This window comes from Rubneribacter badeniensis (assembly GCF_002899695.1).
GTDB lineage: Bacteria > Actinomycetota > Coriobacteriia > Coriobacteriales > Eggerthellaceae > Rubneribacter > Rubneribacter badeniensis.
Genome location: NZ_PPEL01000035.1, coordinates 1 through 17,487, shown reverse-complemented (window position 1 = coordinate 17,487; position 17,487 = coordinate 1). Strand labels below are relative to the sequence as shown.

The 17,487-nt window shown below is 65.4% G+C and carries 14 protein-coding genes; 5 read left to right on the top strand and 9 right to left on the bottom strand.

What is annotated here, in order from left to right; genetic code table 11:
• Positions 1-129 precede the first annotated feature (129 nt).
• The 3 genes from C2L80_RS07125 to C2L80_RS07115 all read right to left on the bottom strand — a co-directional run bounded on the left by C2L80_RS07125 (position 130) and on the right by C2L80_RS07115 (position 4,873).
• Complete coding sequence (locus C2L80_RS07125; RefSeq protein WP_092197000.1) at positions 130-1,575, bottom strand: MATE family efflux transporter; 1,446 nt, start codon at positions 1,573-1,575, stop codon at positions 130-132.
• A gap of 245 nt (positions 1,576-1,820) precedes the next feature.
• Positions 1,821-3,452, bottom strand: coding sequence for an amidohydrolase (locus C2L80_RS07120; RefSeq protein WP_103262916.1), 1,632 nt, complete (start codon positions 3,450-3,452; stop codon positions 1,821-1,823).
• Entirely contained in the window at positions 3,449-4,873 is a 1,425-nt protein-coding gene (locus C2L80_RS07115; protein ID WP_087197782.1) for an MATE family efflux transporter, read from the bottom strand. The genes C2L80_RS07120 and C2L80_RS07115 overlap by 4 nt, the downstream gene beginning before the upstream one ends.
• A 405-nt stretch (positions 4,874-5,278) precedes the next feature.
• Between C2L80_RS07115 and C2L80_RS07110 the strand changes: the two genes are divergently transcribed.
• The gene (locus tag C2L80_RS07110; RefSeq protein ID WP_103262915.1) at positions 5,279-6,586 is read left to right on the top strand and encodes an ATP-binding protein; all 1,308 of its coding nucleotides are present in this window, start codon (positions 5,279-5,281) and stop codon (positions 6,584-6,586) included.
• 7 nt (positions 6,587-6,593) lie between these two features.
• Here the strand turns inward: C2L80_RS07110 and C2L80_RS07105 are convergent, their stop codons facing one another.
• Both C2L80_RS07105 and C2L80_RS07100 read right to left on the bottom strand, forming a co-directional pair.
• Complete coding sequence (locus C2L80_RS07105; RefSeq protein ID WP_103262914.1) at positions 6,594-7,562, bottom strand: helix-turn-helix transcriptional regulator; 969 nt, start codon at positions 7,560-7,562, stop codon at positions 6,594-6,596.
• A 282-nt stretch (positions 7,563-7,844) separates the two neighbouring features.
• The gene (locus C2L80_RS07100) at positions 7,845-8,810 is read right to left on the bottom strand and encodes a helix-turn-helix transcriptional regulator (protein WP_103262913.1); all 966 of its coding nucleotides are present in this window, start codon (positions 8,808-8,810) and stop codon (positions 7,845-7,847) included.
• Positions 8,811-9,113: 303 nt separating this feature from the next.
• Between C2L80_RS07100 and ptcA the strand changes: the two genes are divergently transcribed.
• From ptcA to arcC, 4 genes are all read left to right on the top strand, one after another.
• Complete coding sequence (gene ptcA, locus C2L80_RS07095; protein WP_092197324.1) at positions 9,114-10,169, top strand: putrescine carbamoyltransferase; 1,056 nt, start codon at positions 9,114-9,116, stop codon at positions 10,167-10,169.
• A 197-nt stretch (positions 10,170-10,366) separates the two neighbouring features.
• A complete protein-coding gene (locus C2L80_RS07090; protein ID WP_092197326.1) occupies positions 10,367-11,881 on the top strand; it encodes an APC family permease in 1,515 nt (504 codons plus the stop codon).
• A 128-nt stretch (positions 11,882-12,009) separates the two neighbouring features.
• Complete coding sequence (gene aguA / locus C2L80_RS07085) at positions 12,010-13,170, top strand: agmatine deiminase (protein WP_092197328.1); 1,161 nt, start codon at positions 12,010-12,012, stop codon at positions 13,168-13,170.
• 285 nt (positions 13,171-13,455) lie between these two features.
• Positions 13,456-14,406: a carbamate kinase gene (gene arcC / locus C2L80_RS07080; RefSeq protein WP_092197330.1), complete on the top strand. Its 951-nt coding sequence runs from the start codon at positions 13,456-13,458 to the stop codon at positions 14,404-14,406.
• Positions 14,407-14,756: 350 nt separating this feature from the next.
• On the opposite strand, the gene C2L80_RS07075 is transcribed toward arcC, so the two are convergent.
• The 4 genes from C2L80_RS07075 to C2L80_RS07055 form a co-directional block, all read right to left on the bottom strand.
• Positions 14,757-15,104: a nuclear transport factor 2-like protein gene (locus C2L80_RS07075; protein WP_092197332.1), complete on the bottom strand. Its 348-nt coding sequence runs from the start codon at positions 15,102-15,104 to the stop codon at positions 14,757-14,759.
• Positions 15,105-15,113: 9 nt separating this feature from the next.
• Positions 15,114-15,893: an SDR family oxidoreductase gene (locus tag C2L80_RS07070; RefSeq protein WP_092197334.1), complete on the bottom strand. Its 780-nt coding sequence runs from the start codon at positions 15,891-15,893 to the stop codon at positions 15,114-15,116.
• A 630-nt stretch (positions 15,894-16,523) separates the two neighbouring features.
• A complete protein-coding gene (locus C2L80_RS07060) occupies positions 16,524-16,961 on the bottom strand; it encodes a hypothetical protein (RefSeq protein WP_087197813.1) in 438 nt (145 codons plus the stop codon).
• A gap of 27 nt (positions 16,962-16,988) precedes the next feature.
• Positions 16,989-17,426, bottom strand: coding sequence for a LytTR family DNA-binding domain-containing protein (locus C2L80_RS07055; RefSeq protein ID WP_103262912.1), 438 nt, complete (start codon positions 17,424-17,426; stop codon positions 16,989-16,991).
• Between the last annotated feature and the right edge of the window lie 61 nt (positions 17,427-17,487).

Here is a 17,487-nt window from a genome sequence, read left to right as displayed (position 1 = left end):
AGCGCCGGGGCTGCCCGCGGAAGCGGGCGCCCCCGGCGCGCCGATGGGGGATCGCGTTTCGCCATGCCCGAAGAGGGTGCGGCGTTTCCGGCTGGCCCTCCTTCGCGGGTGTGATAAGGGGGGATATTGTCACATTTCGGGGGGCCTTGCAACGTCGTCCGAAGGGGTTTCGTGCAGAGGCCTTTCGCCGTGCAGGTCGAGATCGGCTTCCTCGCGCTTCAACCTGGCCATCTCGCGCGCGCAGAGCGCGATGGCAAGCGCAGCGGCCAGCAGGTCGGCCGGCGGCTGGGCCCACCATACCCCCCTGATGCCGAACGCGTTCGCCATCGTTGCGATGAGCGGGATGGCGAACAGCAGATAACGGCAGACGCCCAGCACGATGGACGTGCGCTCTCGTCCGACCGCCTGGAAATACGCCGAGGCGATCTGGGCCAGGAATCCGAACGGCGCGCATACGAGCAGCGGGAGGAAGTGCGAGGCGGTGAGCGCGACGAGGTCGGGATCGTCTCCCGCGAAGAACGCCGAGATGGGCGTTGCGAAGGCGATCGCAAGCGCGCATGCGGCGGTCAGCAGGGAAAACGAGCCCACCATGCTTGTGCGCACGAGTTCGCGCAAGCGGTCGTGTCGTCGTGCGCCGCAGTTGAAGCTGGCGATGGGTTGCAGGCCGTACGTGGCGCTGAGGCACAGCATGTTCAACAGGTAGACCACATAGCCGTTGATGACGGCGAATGCGGCCAAGTCGCCGTCGCCGCCGAGCGATCCCAGGTAGTTGTTGATGACGACGGTGTACAGAAGGCTTGCCGCCTGCACGAGGAACAGCGGTAGCCCCTGCCAGATGATCGCGCCGCACACGTCGCGCGAAAGCCGCATGCCGGACAATGTCACTCTGAACGAAGAGCGTTTGCTGAATTGGAAGCGCAGGATGGCGAGAAACCACAGGCCCGTGGTCATGCCGTAGTACGCCCCCGTTGCGGCGAACCCCAGGTTCAGCACGTACACGCAAACATACAGCCATGCGAGCGACATCGCCGAGGCGATGACGGCCAGCGCGGAGGCGAGCGAGGGCTTTTCGTCGGTGCGCAGAAGCGCGCAAAGCAATTGACCGAGCGTGCAGAACGGGTAGAAGCACATGAGCAGTCGGATGAACGCCGTCACGTCGTCGTGGATATCGGGGGTGGCGCCGAGGAGCGTGGCGATGTACGGTGCGAATAGCGCGATGGTCGCCGAAAGCGCCACGAGCGTGTAGGCCGCCAGCCAAAACCCTTGGGTGAACACCCTCTGCGCGCCGGCTGCGTCGCCGCTGCCCAAGCGCCGACCCGCTGCCGCAGCGGTTCCCATGCCGAGCGCCCCTCCCAAGGCCAGGTTCAAAAGCTCAAGCGGCAGGATCACGGTCACCGAGGCCAGCCCGAGCGGCCCGAGGCCGTTGCCGATGATGAGCCCTTCCAGCACCACCATTGCCATCTGAGCGAGCATCCCGGCAAGCGTGATGGCGGTGTAGCGTGCGAACAGCGATTTGACGGGGGCGGTGCCCAGCTCGCGTTCGGCGGGCTCGGGCTCGATGAGCGGATCGTCCATGGCCGTCGGCCTCCTAGCCTCGTGGCGGTGTTCCCGGAGGCAAACCATACCGCGAACGCGGGAAGAGCGGGGGATTATACCGGTTGCGCTTCGCCGGTTTGCGGGTTTATTTGAGATTATCAGCGGGGCGGGGGCGAAAAGACGATCGCGGGCAAAGGGCGCGCGCCGTTTCGCGCATCCTGCTCTTCCGGTGGTTGGCGGGCCGCCCATCCGCAGGGAGGACGGCCCGCCGCGCTCCGGCGGCTTTACCGCTCGTAAACCTTCTTTCCGCCAAGATACGTGGCCAGCACGTTCGCGCGCAGGATGTCCTCAGGGTTGCAGGTCGTCAGATCCGTGTCGAGCACGGCGATGTCGGCCAGTTTGCCGACCGCCAGCGAGCCCACTTCGTCGCCGCGGCCCGCGGCGACGGCGCTGCCCAGCGTGTAGGCGCGGATGGCGTCGGCGGCGGGAATCTTCTCCTGAGGCTGCCAGCCGCCGACGGGCTCGCCCGTGGCCGGGCTCTGCCGCGTCACGGCGTCGTAGATAACCTCGCGCGAGTTGATGTCAACCACCGGCGAGTCGGTGCCGAACGAGAACTTCACGCCCTTGTCCAGATAGCTGCGATACGGCCACATCCACTGCGCGCGCTCTGGCCCCAGGTCGCGCTCGATGCCGTTCGGGTCGAGCACCGTGTGGGGCGGCTGGCAGTTGGCCGACACGTCGAGCTCGGCCAGGCGCGCGATGTCCTCGGGTAGGAAGTTCTCGAGGTGCTCCAGCCCGTTTTGGCCCTTCACTGGCCCGAACTTCGCGCGCGCTTCCTCGAAGATGTCGAGCGCCACGTGGATGGCCTTGTCGCCGATGGTGTGAATGCGCACAGCGAAGCCCTCTTCGGCCGCGCCCAGCACGATGCGCCGCATGCGCTCGGGGTCGGTGACCGGCGCGCCGCAGTCGCCGTCGAAGTACGCGTTCGCGTACGGCTCGGTGAGCCATGCGGTGTGCGTGGACGACACGCCGTCGAAGAACTGCTTGAGGCCCGGCGAGCACAGCAGGTCGTTGTCGACGAACTCGTCACGCAGCTTCCGGGCGCGCGAGAGGTCTTCAAGCGCGGTGGGGAACATGTTGATGCGCACGGTCAGATCGCCGCGCTCCTCGAGCGCGCGGTACACGTCGTCGCGCACGAAGTCGCCGCCGGGCACGGCCAGAAGCGACACGTCGCACACGCTCGTGATGCCCTCGGCGTTGAGGTCGGCCAGGAACTGCTTGATGCCGGCGTTCGTCTCCTCCTCGCTGAACGCGAGCATGATGGGGATGAGCGCGGTGGCCGCCGTTTCTTGGATGATGCCCGTCAGCTCGCCGTTCTCGTCCTTCTGATAGACGCCGCCGGCGGGCGGGACGGAGTCTTTCGTGATGCCGAATTTCTCGAGGCCCTTCGAGTTCGTCCACAGTGTGTGGGAGTCGCCCGACTGCAGGCACACGGGGCGGTCGGGGTAGGCGGCGTCGAGGATGTCCTTCGTGGGCAGCACCGGGTTGTCCCACAGCGGGTGGTACCAGCCGTACGACAGCATGAATTCGTCTTTTGGGCGCGCGTCCTCCACCTGCTTGAGCGCCTCCACACAGTCCTCCGGGCAGGTGCCCTCGCAGAACACCACGTAGGGCGAGCGATCCATGGCCGAAGGGAAGAAGTGCAGGTGAGAGTCGTGGAACCCGGGGCAGACGAACGCGTCGCCGAGGTCTGTCACGATTGTTCCGGGCCCGACGTAGGCGGCGGCCGCCTCGTCCGATCCAACGAAGGCGATGCGTCCGCCCTCGATGGCGACGCTGCCGCTCATCGTGGCGTTCTCGCCCGGTTCGGCAGTGAAGATGCGGGTGCTTTTCAAAATGAGATTGGCCGGCTTCATGCGACGGCTCCTTCCTTGTCAGCCGCGTCACGCGGCGCGTCGGTTGTTTTCAGGGCGTTCAAGCGGCGCAGTTCGCGCGCCACGAACACCAAGGTGAACGCGAAGCACAGCGCGTCGGCCACCGGCTGCGCCCACCACACGCCCGTGACGCCCATGAACGAGGACATGATCATGATGCAGGGAACGGTGAAGATGAGATAGCGGCTCATGCCCAGCACGGTGGCCAGCACCACCTTGTCCACGGCTTGGAAGTACGCCGACATCACGTTCGAGGTTGCGCCCAGGCAGGCGAGCAGACACAGCGGCAGCGCGTTCTCGGAGGCCAGGGCGACAAGATCGGGCTCGTCTCCGCAGAACACGGCGCAGATGGGCGCGGCGAACACGATGAACAGCGCCGAGATCGCGGCGATGGCGACGGCGGTGTCCGCCACGGCCACGCGGATGAGCGTCTTCAGGCGGTCGGCCCGTCTGGCGCCGTAGTTCACGCTGGCGAGAGGCTGCACGCCGTACGTGGAGCACAGCCACATCATGTTGAGGATGTACACGAGGTATCCGTTCAGGATGGCGAACGCGGATATCTCCAGGTCGCCGCCGAGGGCGCCCAGGTAGTTGTTGATGACGGTGGTGTACACGAGGCTGGCGGCCTGCATGAGGAACGTGGGCAGGCCGATGACGAGGATCTCGCGGCACAACGCCCCGTCCAGCTTCATGTCGGAGAAGCGGATCTTGAATTTCGTGTTCTTGCTGAAGACGAAGTAGAAGATCACGACGAACCACAGGCCGATGGACGTGCCGTAGTACACGGCGGCTCCGGCGATGCCCAGATTCGCCAGGAAGACCGAGCAGTACAGCCACACCACGGCCAGCACGGCGGAACCGAACTGGGCGGCGGTGGCCAACCCCGGCTTCTCGTCCACGCGCAGCACCGACCCCATCATCTGCCCGAGGATGCAGAACGGGTAGAAGCACATGAAGATGCGGATGAACTCGACCACGCCGTCCGCGAGGTCGGGCGTGGCGCCCAGCACGAGCGCGATCTGCGGTGCGAATGCGAATATGAGCACCGAAACGGCGACGATCAAATACGCGGACAGCCAGAAGCCCTGCGAGAACGCCTTGCGCGCTCCATCGGCATCTCCCGCGCCCAGGCGGTTGCCCGCGACGGTGGCCACGCCCATGCCCAAAGCGCCGCCCAGGGCCAGGTTCAGCAGCTCGAGCGGCATGATGATGCCCACGACGGCCAGGCCGAACGATCCCAGACCGTTTCCGATGATCACCCCCTCCAAGATGACCATGACGGCCTGGGCGGCCATCCCGATGAGCGTGATGAGCGAGTACTTGACGAACAGCCCGTGCACCGGCTTGGTGGAAAGCTCGCGGCTTTCATCCGATGCGACGGTTGCGACTGCCTTCTCTGCCATCAGCGCTGCCCTCCTTTCCCGTTCGTGGACGGCGCTGCGCCCCGCGTCTGCGAAGCGTCAGCCCCACGCGCTTTCCGGGCGATCCGCGCCTTTGGGTTCGCCCTGGCAGCTGCGGGCCGCGTGTCTGCTCCTTGCGAAGCGTCACGCGCCGCCGTGCTCCGCGAGACGGCTCGTGCCGTCCCCTCTTGCGAAACGGCCTGCGCCGTTTCCTCTTGGGGCGACCTTACGCGCCACAGGGAAGGGTTGGGAAGTTTAGATGGGGTTGGATTCCCCTCATGCGGGATTAGAAAGGGTTAGGAGCGGGCGACTATCGCCGAACGTGAAATTTTGTTTCCAAGAGAACGAAAATTCCGGAAAAAAAGTTATAATGACAACGAAATTTCTATTTAAAAGAGGAGGAGCGCTATGGAGCTGAAGCGCAGGATCGATGCCGAATTGCTCGCGTGGAAGGTTTCGCCGTCCAGAAAGCCCCTCGTCGTCCATGGCGCGCGCCAGGTAGGGAAGACGCACTCTGTCCTTGCCTTTGCCGAGCATGCGTTCGAGCGCGTCATCTACATCGATTTTTCGGCGCAGAAAGACCTTTGCGCGCTGTTCGACGGCGATATCACGCCGGAAGCCCTTCTGCCGCAGATCGAGGCGGCAAGCGGTGTGGACTTCGACCCTGCGACGACCCTCGTGTTCTTTGACGAGGTGCAGGCGTGCCCTCGTGCGCTCACGGCGCTCAAGTACTTCTACGAACGCGCTCCCGAGTGCTACGTCATCGCTGCGGGCAGCCTGCTTGGCGTGGCGTTGGGTCGCGGCGAGTACTCCTATCCGGTTGGGAAGGTTGACACGCTCACCTTGCATCCGCTCGATTTCGAGGAGTTTCTCTGGGCTTCGGGTGAGGAGAAGCTTGCGAGCCTCATCGAGAAGGCGTACGCTTCCGACGCTCTTTTCGGCCTTCATGAGCGGGCGCTTCGGCTCTACCGTTCGTATCTGCTGGTGGGAGGGCTTCCCGAGGCGGTTTTGGCGCACGTGGAGGGCGCTCGTCTGCCAGCGGTGCGCTCGATTCAGCAGGGGATCGCCGATGCCTATCTCGCCGACATGACGAAGTACGCCAGCCCGCTCGACTCGTCCAAGATCCTCAACGTGTGGCGAAGCGTGCCCGAGCAGTTGGCGAAGGAGAACCATAAGTTCCAGTACGCCACCATCGCCTCGTCGGCGCGCGCTTTCCAATACGAGGCCCCCATCAACTGGCTTCATGCGGCAGGGCTGGTTTCATTCTGCTACCGTGTGAGCGAGGGTCGCAAGCCGCTCAGGGCGTTCGCGCAGCACGATTTCTTCAAGCTGTACGTGCTCGACGTGGGGCTTTTGACGACGTTGCAGGGATTGGATGCCAGTGATCTGGAGCCCGCTTCCGACAAAGGGTCGCGCTTTCGCGGAGGCGTTGCGGAAAACTACGTGATGCAGCAGTTGCGGGCGAGCGGCGTGGAGCCGTTTTATTGGGGGACGGCGAGCAAGGCCGAAGTGGATTTCGTCGTGCAGCTGGAGGGCGAGGGCGCGATCCCCATCGAGGTGAAATCGGGGGCGAACGTGTCCGCGCGCAGTTTGGAAGCGTATCGCAAAGCGTACGATCCTCCGGTCGTTCTGCGGCTTTCGACGAAGAACTTCGGATTTGAGCGCGGCATCAAGAGCGTGCCCCTCTATGCGGCGCACTGCATCGGCCGACGATAACCGACCCTCAATCTTCCCTCCAGAAGCTTTGGAGCAGTTGCTGGCGGGAACTCACGTCGGCTTTGCGGTAGATGTTGTGGACGTGCGCCTTCACCGTGCCGACCGACAGCGTGAGCGAGCTTGCGATGTTCTGGTTGTCCTTGCCCTCCAGGATGAGCGCCAGCACGTCGCGCTCGCGCGGGGTGAGCGCGTGGCGGCTGGCGTAGCGGGACAGCTGATCGTGGGCGCGGCGCTCGATCTTCGTGCTCGTTGCGGCGGGCGGCTCGTGAAACCGCACGGTCAGCGTGCCGGCAGCCGAGCGCACCACCAGCACGGCGCAGACGATCACGGCGACGTTCTCGCACATGTTGCGCTCGCTGAGGTGGTAGATGAACGACATGTCGGTGATGAGCGGGGCAAAGAAGTACATCATGAGCGAGTCTTCCGCCAAGACGAGCCCCACCAGCACCGCGAACGCCAGGAAGGGCGCGCGGTAGCGCGCGAGATGCCGCCTGAGCGCGTCGTCTGCATGCACGCGGTACGTCCGCAGCGCGTAGCCGAGGGACGCCCATACGCACACGTCGCGGACGCCGTAGAACACCCACTGCGCGCAGCGCGAATCCGGCGCGAGCAAGATGGCAGACGTCTGCACGAAGCCGCAGAGGGCGCAAGGCACGGCGATGCGCATCCACGTGCGCCGCTCTATGAATTCAAGGACCACCCACCACACGCTCGCCACGAACACCTCGGAGAGCGCGAGCTTGATCCATGGATGGAGGAAGGGGAAGCCGAGCACGCCCTCGCGCGTGCTCGGCTTCAGGTACGAGTACTCGTCGAGGAGGATGAGCGCCGTCTCAAGGCAGAAGATGAGGAAGAACGCCATGATGCCCAGATAGACCTCGCGGCGCGACACGAAGTAGGCCGAAAGCGCCATGCTCGCCGAGAACAGGCATGCGAGGATGAACAGTATCGTGTAGCAAAACCATGCCTCGCTCATAGTTCCTCTCTTCGTTCGCTGTCTCCATTTGCATTTTGCCTCCCACTCTGCGCAGCAAGGGGAGCTGGCAGGGCTCGCGGCGGGGCAAAGCGTGGCGGGGCGGTAGCGTGCGACAGGGGCAGGGTGCGACGGGCGTGGCGTGACAGGGGGACGGGGATATTGTCACATTCCCGGTTGTCATACGGCGTTGCAAGGTGCCCCGGAATGTGACAATATCCCCGTCCCCCTGTCACGCCACGCCCTTGCTAAGCCGCCGCCTCTGCCGAACCCCCGCTCCCGGGGCTATTCCTTCCAGAAGTCCTGTATGAGCTCCTGACGGCTTGCCTGGCCGGTTTTCCTCAGGATGTTGTGGACGTGCGCCTTCACGGTGCCAAGCGCCAGCATGAGGTCGCTCGCGATGTTCTGGTTGTCCTTGCCCTCCAGCACAAGTGCGAGGATCTCGCGTTCGCGCGCCGTCAAGCCGTGGCGCGCGCTGTAAGCGGGCAGCAGATCGTCGATATGCTGACGCACCATAGGGTTCTCGGAGGTCGGCGGCTCCTTGAAGCGCATCCTCAGCGTGCCCGCCGCCTCGCGCAGGCTGAAGAAGGCAAAGGCCAGCATGAGGAAGTTCTCGGAGAAGTTGCGCTCCGAGATGTACAGGGGAAGCATCGTGGTCTGCGAAGGGTCGGGCGTCCAGACGAGCATCATGAACGTGTCCTCGGCGACGATGCACAACGTCAGCGCGAGCGTGACGGCGAATAAGGGCCTCTGGCGCCGAAGACGCGCCTTTTCTACCGGGGTGGGCGCGGTGCGGTAGCGGAAGAGGGCGTAGCCCAGGCACCACAGCAGAAACACCTGGCGCATGCTGTAGAACAGGTACTGGCGCCAAGGGCCCTCGGGCAAAAAGATCACGATGCCCGCGCTTGCCAGCACGAACGCCGCCGCAGGTCCGACAAGCAGCGGGCGGCGGCGTTCGTCCAGGTAGTCGCATACGATGAGCCACAGCGATTCGATGGTGCCCAGCGAGAACAGGGTTTTGAGAGCCGGGTAGTCGATGCCGTAGAACGCATCGAGCGGAAAATCGGTGTTCTGCCCTAGGTACTCGTTTTGGAAGATGAGCGCAAGGTCGAGGAAATAGAAGAGGAAGAACGCCACGACAGCGAGATGGCTGCGCTTGCGCGACACGAAGTAGGCCGAAAGGGAGATGGTTCCGGCGGCGATGCACACGAGCATCACGAGTATGGTGTAGAAGTAAAAGCCGATCTCCAAGGCTGCCCCCCCCCCCTGCTTTTATCGCTAGTTGGGTTGGTCGATGTTCTGCGTTCGGAATTGTACCGTGCGGTTTCGGGGGCTTGCGCCGGGGTCGGGAGGCTTTTGAACGGTGCCATTATCGTGCCTGTTCAAAAGGGGGATTAGGGGAAGATTATTTTGGGTATAGATGCGCGCGCCAGAAAATAATCTTCATTATTCCTTCACAGAAACGAAGGGGTGGCCGCATAGTGTGCGCCAAGAGGCGCGGCCGAAGGGGCGTTCGTCCCCGAGCCGCGAGACATCGACCCGTAAGGAGGATCCATGGCTGTGAAGGACTACATCGACACCAACGACTTCACCAAGGAGGAGCTGCTCGACATGGTGGAGCTGGCCATCTCCATGAAGACGATGATCAAGGAGGGCGGCCGCTACCCGCATCTGCTCAAGGACAGGTCGCTCGGCATGATCTTCCAGCAGGTGTCCACCCGCACGCGCATCGCCTTCGAGACGGCCATGGCCGACCTGGGCGGCCACGCCGAGTTCTTCGGCCCGGGCACCATCCAGCTCGGCGGGCACGAGTCCATCGAGGACACCGCGCGCGTCATGGGCACGATGCTCGACATCCTCATGGCCCGCGTGAACCGCCACGCGGACGTGCAGAACCTGGCCAAGTACAGCCCCGCCCCCGTCGTCAACGGCATGAGCGAGTTCAACCACCCCACGCAGGAGCTCGGCGACCTCATGACCATGGTGGAAAACCTGCCCGAGGGCAAGCGCATCGAGGACTGCAAGGTGGCCTTCATCGGCGACGCGACGCAGGTGTGCGTGTCGCTCATGTTCATCGCCTCGAAGATGGGCATGGACTTCGTGCAGTTCGGCCCCAAGGGCCATCAGATCACCGACGGCGGCCTGCAGGTGGACACCGACGTGGACCTTCTGGCCATCGGCCTTAAGAACTGCGAGGAGAGCGGCGGCACCATCACCATCTCCGACGACATCGAGTGCATCAAGGGCGCGGACTTCGTGTACACCGACGTGTGGTACGGCCTCTACGACGCGGAGGAGGAGGGTGCCAGCTACATGGACGTCTTCTATCCGAAGTACCAGGTGACCATGGACCTCATGGACTTCGCCGGCCCGAACTCCAAGTTCATGCACTGCCTGCCGGCCACCCGCGGCGAGGAGGTCGTCGACGAGGTGATGGACCATCCGACGCGCAGCCTCTGCTGGGACGAGGCCGACAACCGCAAGCACTCCATCCGTGCGATCCTCGCCTACCTGCTCCTGCGGCACGAGGCCGACAGGAAGGCCGACGACGCCGCGGCCGATGCGGCCGAGGCCCGCATGGACGCGGTGCTCGCGAAGATCGGCAAGTAGCCTGTTCCGCCGGCCGGAAGGCCGGCGGGACGACCGGCGGGACGGGCCGGGCGCTGCGGGCGCCGCGGCCGTTTCCGCTGACGCACTACGCCAACTCGGGGAAATCGTTGGCGCATTGATCGAATGCCCTGCCGGGTCGGGCCGCGCGCAAGGCGTGCGCGGCCCGGCGGGGCTGAACCCCTGGAAGGGGAGTGACCATGGGCGATAAAGTCAAAAAGTTCTCATTCATCAGCGTGATCCTCTCGGTGATCTGCGTCGTGTTCGTGGCCGAGGCCGCGGCCCCCGCCGCCGCCATCGGCAACCAGCAGTTCTTCTGGTGGATCTTCCTCATCCTCACGTTCCTTTTGCCGTACGGCATGGTGGTGGCCGAGCTCGGCACCACCTACGACAGCGACGGCGGGCTGTACGACTGGATCCGCGACGCGTTCGGCGATGCGTGGGGCAGCCGGGTGGCCTGGTACTACTGGATCAACTTCCCGCTGTGGATAGCCAGCCTGGGAACGCTGTTCCCCGACATCCTGGGAATGGTGTTCGGCGTGGAGTTCGACCTGCCCGTCATCTTGGCCATCGAGCTGGCCTTCGTGTGGATCGTCGTGTTCATGAGCTTCTCGAAGGTGTCCGACTCCGCGTGGATCTTGAACGGCGGCGCCGTGCTCAAGGTGCTCATCGCCGTGGCCGTGGGCGGGCTGGGCATTTGGTACGCCGTCAACAACGGGTTTGCGGGCGACATGTCTCCCGCCACGTTCCTGCCCGATCTCACGAACACGAACGCGCTCACGTACCTGTCCATCATCCTGTTCAACTTCATGGGCTTCGAGGTCATCTGCACCTTCGCCGGTGCGATGAAGAACCCCTCGCGCGACATTCCCAAGGCTATCGTGCTGGGCGGTCTGGCCATCGGCGCCATCTACCTGTTCGCCAGCTTCGGCATCGGCGCGGCCATCCCGGCCGATCAGATCGACCCCGACTTCGGCATGATCTACGCGGTCATGACCATGGTGGGCGAGGCGTCCCCGATCTTCGTGATCATCTGCCTCGTGTTCTTGGTCACCCTGTTCGCGAACATGGCGTCGTGGTCGTTCGGCGTGAACTTCGTGGCCGACTACGCTGCGAAGCATGGCAACATGCCCAAGGTGTTCTCGCACGAGAGCGCCAAGACCGAGATGCCCACCGGTGCGGCTATCGTGAACGGCGTGGTGGCCTCGCTCGCTCTCATGCTGCAGCTCATCCCGATTCCGGCTATCTCCGAGGGCATCTTCTGGATGCTGTTCTCGATGAACGTCGTGTTCCTGCTCATCAGCTACATCCCGATGTTCCCCGCGTTCTTGAAGCTGCGCAAGGTCGATCCGAACCGCACGCGCATCTTCTCCTTCCCCTTCAAGGGCAAGCTCATGTACGTTATGCTGGCCATTCCCGCTATCGAGCTGGTGCTGTCCATCGTCGCCACCATCGTGCCGCTCAACGGCTCGGAGGAGGAGCTGTCGAAGATCCCCATGCTCGTGGGCGTGGTGGTGTTCGTCCTTCTGGGCGAGGTGGTTCGCATCTGGTCGAAGCGCGGACGCACCGAGGAGTACCGGGGACTGACGTCCGAGCTGGCCGAGGCGCGCCTGGCCGAGGAGGCCGCGGCGGCTGCCGAGGAGGCTGCAACGTCCGAGGACGCCGAGGCGAAGCCGCAGGCTGACGCCGAGCCGGTGTCGGTGCCGGTCGCGTAGCGCTTCCGGCGTCGCGCGAATGTCGACGCCGGGCATGCTATCGGGTTTCACGTCCGGCCCGCCGCCATGGCGGCGGGCCGGACGACAAGCAAGGGTCATCAGTTTTTGCGAAGAAAGGATCGAGCATCATGAAGACCATTCACGAATCCGAGTCCACCCCGAAGGCCGACGGCTACCGCATGCCGGCCGAGTTCGAGCCGCAGACACGCGTGTGGATGGCTTGGCCGCACCGCACCGACACGTGGGCGTGGGGCGCCAAGCCCGCCCAGAAGCAGTACGCCGCGGTGGCCCGCGCCATCGCCGAGTTCGAGCCCGTCACCGTGTGCGTGAACCAGGCCGACTACGCCAACGCCAAGGCCGTGTTCGAGGACGACGAGAACGTCACCGTCGTCGAGATGACCACCGACGACGCGTGGGTGCGCGACACCGGTGCCACCTGGGTGATCGACGACAAGGGCGGCAAGCGCGCCGTGCATTGGCACTTCAACGCCTACGGCGGTTTCGAAAACGGCCTGTACTTCCCGTGGGACAAAGACGAGCAGATCGCGCTCAAGATGGCCGAGATGAGCGGCTGCCGTCGCTACCGTCCCGAGAGCCTCATCCTCGAGGGCGGCTCCATCCACGTGGACGGCGAGGGCACCGTGGTCACCACCGACATGTGCCTGCTTGATCCCGGCCGCAACGCGTCCGTGACCGAGCATGCGGCCTGGTCCGAGGAGCTGCGCGAGTACATGAACGGCTACCTGAAGGACTACCTGGGCGTCGATAAGGTCATCTGGGTGAAGGACGGCATCGACCCCGAGGAGACGAACGGCCATATCGACGACGTGGCGTGCTTTGTGGCCCCCGGCAAGATGCTGTGCATCTGGTCGGACGATCCGGACTACCCGTTCTACAACGAGTGCCGCGCCGCCTACGAGACGCTGTCGAACGCCGTCGATGCGAAGGGGCGCAAGATCGAGGTGACGAAGCTTTGCATGCCGGTGAAGCCGCTGTACATGGACCAGGCGTCCTGCGACTCCATCGACGCCGACGAGAACGCCGAGCCGCGCGTGGCCGACGAGCCGCTCATCGCCTCCTACATGAACTTCCTCATCGTCAACGGCGGCGTCATCGTGCCGCAGTACGGCGACGAGAACGACGCGCTGGCCGTGCAGCAGATCCAGGCCGCGTTCGACGAGGCGTGGGGCGAGGGCGTGTACAAGGCCGTGGGCGTGAAGACCGATCAGGTTGTGTTCGGCGGCGGCAACATCCACTGCATCACCCAGCAGGAGCCGGCCGCGAAGTAAGCCCATCCGTCGCCTGACAGTCTCCGGCCGCGGCAATCCCGGCTTTTCGTTCAGGCGTTTTCCAGATGGCCCGGCCTCCTTCCGAGCACCCGATGCGCATCGGCGGGAGGGGGTCGGGCCGCAGGCCGCGGGGCAGCTCCTTCGCCAGGGCTGTCCCGCGGCGATTCTTTTGTGCAAGGCGGGACAAAACCGCGGGAGGGTTTTTGTCCCGCCGAACAATACCCCCGTCGCGTCTTGAGCGGTACAGTACCGCATTATCCGACGTTTGAAAGGAAGGAGAGCCCCATGCCCTATCAGAAAGGCGAGGGCAAGACCGTCGTCATCGCGCTCGGCGGCAACGCCCTGGGCAACACGCCCCAGGAGCAGCTCGAGCTCGTGAAGAACACGGCCGCCCACATCGTCGACATGATCGAGGACGGCACCAACGTCGTGGTCTCCCACGGCAACGGCCCGCAGGTCGGCATGATCAACAACGCGTTCGCCTACGCGAGCGCCAACGACGGCAAGACCCCCGAGATGCCCTTCCCCGAGGCCGGGGCCATGAGCCAGGGCTACATCGGCTACCAGCTCTCCCAGGCCATCCTCAACGAGCTCAAGGCCCGCGGCATCCTGCGCTCCACCGTCAACGTGATCACCCAGACGGTGGTCGACCCCGACGACCCGGCCTTCCAGAACCCCACCAAGCCGGTGGGCGCCTTCCTCACCGAGGAGGAGGCCAGGGCCAAGGCCGCCGAGACGGGCTGGACGTTCAAGGAGGACGCCGGGCGCGGCTGGCGGCAGGTCGTCGCGAGCCCCAAGCCGGTGCGCGTCGTCGAGTTCGACGCCATCAGCGACCTCGTGGACGCCGGCTACGTCGTGGTGTCCACGGGCGGCGGCGGGGTGCCGGTGTTCGAGGAGGGCGGCTACGCGGGCGTGCCCGCGGTCATCGACAAGGACCGCTCGAGCGCGCTCCTCGCCCGCGAGCTCGGCGCCGACATGCTCGTCATCCTCACGGCGGTGGAGAAGGTGTGCGTGAACTTCAACACGCCCGAGCAGGCCGAGATCGACGGGATGGACGTCGCCCAGGCCCGCGCCTACATCGAGGAGGGCCAGTTCGCCCCCGGCAGCATGCTGCCCAAGGTGGAGGCCTGCATCGAATACGTCGAGCAGTTCCCGGCCGGCAAGGCGCTCATCACGTCGCTTGAGTGCGCCGCGGCGGGCCTGCGCGGCGAGACCGGCACGGTGATCACGGCGTAGCCGGCCTTTGCCGGCTTTGGGCGCCGGCCGTGTCAGCCCGGCCTCTGCGCTGCGGATTTCGCCACCGAGGCGCGGAGGCCGCGGCTTTTTTGAGCGGTGCATGGCGCTGTTCCCTGTCCGCACGGTGCGCAGTGGCCGATGCCCCGCGCACGCGACGCGCCCTCGGATCCGAGTTTCATCCGAGGGCGCGTTTTCATACCATACGGGTTTTCGCTCTTCGACGATCCGCGGTTTACCGGTCGTTACCAAACGGTCAAGCAGGTTCGCGCCGCCTGTCGGCCATGGCTATCGAGGCGAGGCGCGCTGCGTTCGGAGGCTGCGCTCGGCCCGCCGATCCGATCCTGCCGCCCCTACGCCGGGCGCACCACCAGTTCTTGGATAAGGCTGCCGTCGCGGTCGCAGGTGCCGTCGGTGCAGTTCTCGATCTGGGCGAGCGCGTGGATGAGCGTGCCGTGGTAGTCGGCGTAGAAGTTCACGGTGCGCTCGTTCACCACGCGCGGGTCGTGCATGGTGAAGCCGCCGAACATGAACTTGTTGTGGTAGAACATCTCGATGGCGTTTCGGCCGTACAGAAACGCGTTCGGCCGCTTGACCTGGGAGGGGCAGTAATCCACGAGGCGGCACTCCTCGGCGAAGCACGCGGCGAGGGCCCGGTGGTCTTTGGCCTGCATCGCCGCGACGAAATCGTTGATGACCATGGCTGCCTCCTAATACACTTTCTCGGAATTGAGCAGGGCGTCCGTCCCGCCGTCCACGAACAGCACCACGCCGTTGATGCCGCATGCCTCGGGGCTGGCGATGAAGGCTATGGCGTTGGCTACCTCGATGGGCTCCATAAGCGGCTCCTCCCCGAAGTGCGTCGGTACGGGAATGGCCTCCATGGCGGCGCGCTGCTCGGGCAGCATGTTCGCGGTCATGGCCGTGCGCACGTTGCCGGGCGCGACGGCGTTCAGGCGCACGCCGCGCGAGCCCCATTCGGGGCTCATGCGGCGCACCCAGCGGGCGAGCGCGTACTTCGTGGACGCGTAGTACACGTGTCCGACAGCAGGGTCGACGTCCTTCACCAAGGCGAGGATGCGGTCCTCGTCGGCCTGGTTGTTCAGCATGCCCGCCACGTCCATGCGCGCCGCGCCCTGCGCGATGGAGTTCGACGAGGTGACCGTGCAGCTGCCGCCTCGCTTCTCCAGGAGGTCGAACACGCCGCGCGCCATCTCGGTGGCGCCGAAGTAGTTGAGCGAGATGATGAGCGAGATGGGAACCTTGCCGCCCGACACGCCCGCGTTGCAGATCATGGCGTCGATGCCGTCGGGATAGCGCTTGTGCAGCGCGGCGAGGGCGCTTGCGCGGCCTTCTTTCGTGGCGAGGTTCGCGGTGATGTCGCCGCCGTTCAGGTCGATGTTGACCACCTCGTGGCCGCGCTCGCGCAGCACCTCGGCCGTCTTCGCGCCGATGCCGCTCGATGCGCCCGTGATGACGTAGATGCCCATGGGCCGTCCTTTCGCGTGGGTCTGTCCGCCTTCCCGCCCGCGCATGAGGGAACGTGCGCGGGCGGGAGCAGGGCTGTCGTCGCATTGCCGGTGTAAAGGTAGCATGGGCCGCAAGGCCGCGCTCGACAGCGAGGCGAACGGCGGGAGAGCCGTCATGCGCGGCGCGTCTCCGTCGGCGAATGGCGCGGTTGTTCGCATTTGGCGGATGCGGCAGAGGGATGCGGACGGGGGCCAGCGACTGAAGCTCGAGAACGACGGCGCTGCGCCTACGCAGTCGGGGTGCAGAAGAGGGGTGCGGAAGAGAGAGGATCGCGGTGCTGCGATTCGGGGAGAGCGCCGTGGGGCTGTCGCTCGTCTCATGAGCGCCGCGGTGTTTAGCACCTGACGGCGGCTTGTTCGATGCCGGGGCCGAAGGAGCGGGGCGGTTGAGCGGGTGAGGTGCGGCAGGAGGCGGGATGCGGCAAGGGGCGGGGAAGGGAAGGAGCAGCGCGGCTCGGGCGCTGCGGCGTGGGACGGACGGCGCGACATGCGCGGGGGCGAGCCGCTTGCGTTGCCGGGCGCGACGTGAGATGAGGGGCGCTGTGGCGTGGTCGGCGGGAAGGGCAAGGCCTCCCTTCCCGCTGGGAGGGCTTACGTATGCGGGTTCTCGCGGCGGTAGCGCGCAAGGGCCTCGTCGTAGCTTCCGGCGGCTTTCTTGTAGTAGAGGGCATAGGCCGCCGACGTGGCGGCGAGGATGAGCAGGTAGGCGACGACGAACGCTGCGGCCCCGCCCGGCCCCACCTCGCCGGGCATCCACCGGCCGAGCCACGCGCACGCGCCGATGACCGGCAGCCCGCATGCGCCGAACCCGGCGATGCGCGCGGGATAGGCGAGCCGTTTGAAAACGGCTTCGGAGAACCAGAGCGTTTGCAGAACGGCCATGCCGAGGGAGGCGGCCATCAGGCTCGCGGTGAGGTTCAGGCCGTAGCTTGGCCCTGCGAACAGGTATCCCATGACCAAGAACCACGCCATGATGACGGAGAACATGACGCAGGAGGCAAGAGCGGTTTTCGAGATGAAGCGCTTCATGAGGGCTCCTTTCAGAGGATGGCTGGGTCACAGTCCTAGCTTGCGCTTGATGGCGGGGGTGTACTGGCGGGAGACGATGACCGCCTCGCCGTTGTCGAGCGAAAGCCGCAGTCGCGCGCCGGGAGCGGGGCGGATGCACCGCACATGGTCGAAGTTCACGAGCATCTGCCGCGATGCGCGCACGAACTCGGTGCCGGCCAGCTTGTCCTCCACTTCGAAGAGGCGCAGCGACGTCTCGAACACGGCATCGGCGGTGTAGAGGAACGCCGTGCCGTCCACCGTCTCGGCATACAGCACGTCGCCGGGCGGCACGCGGTAGAGGGCGCCGTCGCGCATGCCCGCGAGCGTGCGGTCGAACGCGCCGAGGCTGGCGACGATGCGCTGCGTGCGCTCGTCGATGCGCGGGCACGACACCTGCACCTCGATGTCGTCGAGCGCGGGATCTTCGATGATGGTCACGTTCATGGCGGGGCCTTCGGGTCGGGGGCGGATGGGGCGGGGTCGGGGGCGGGGCGTTCGGCGGCTT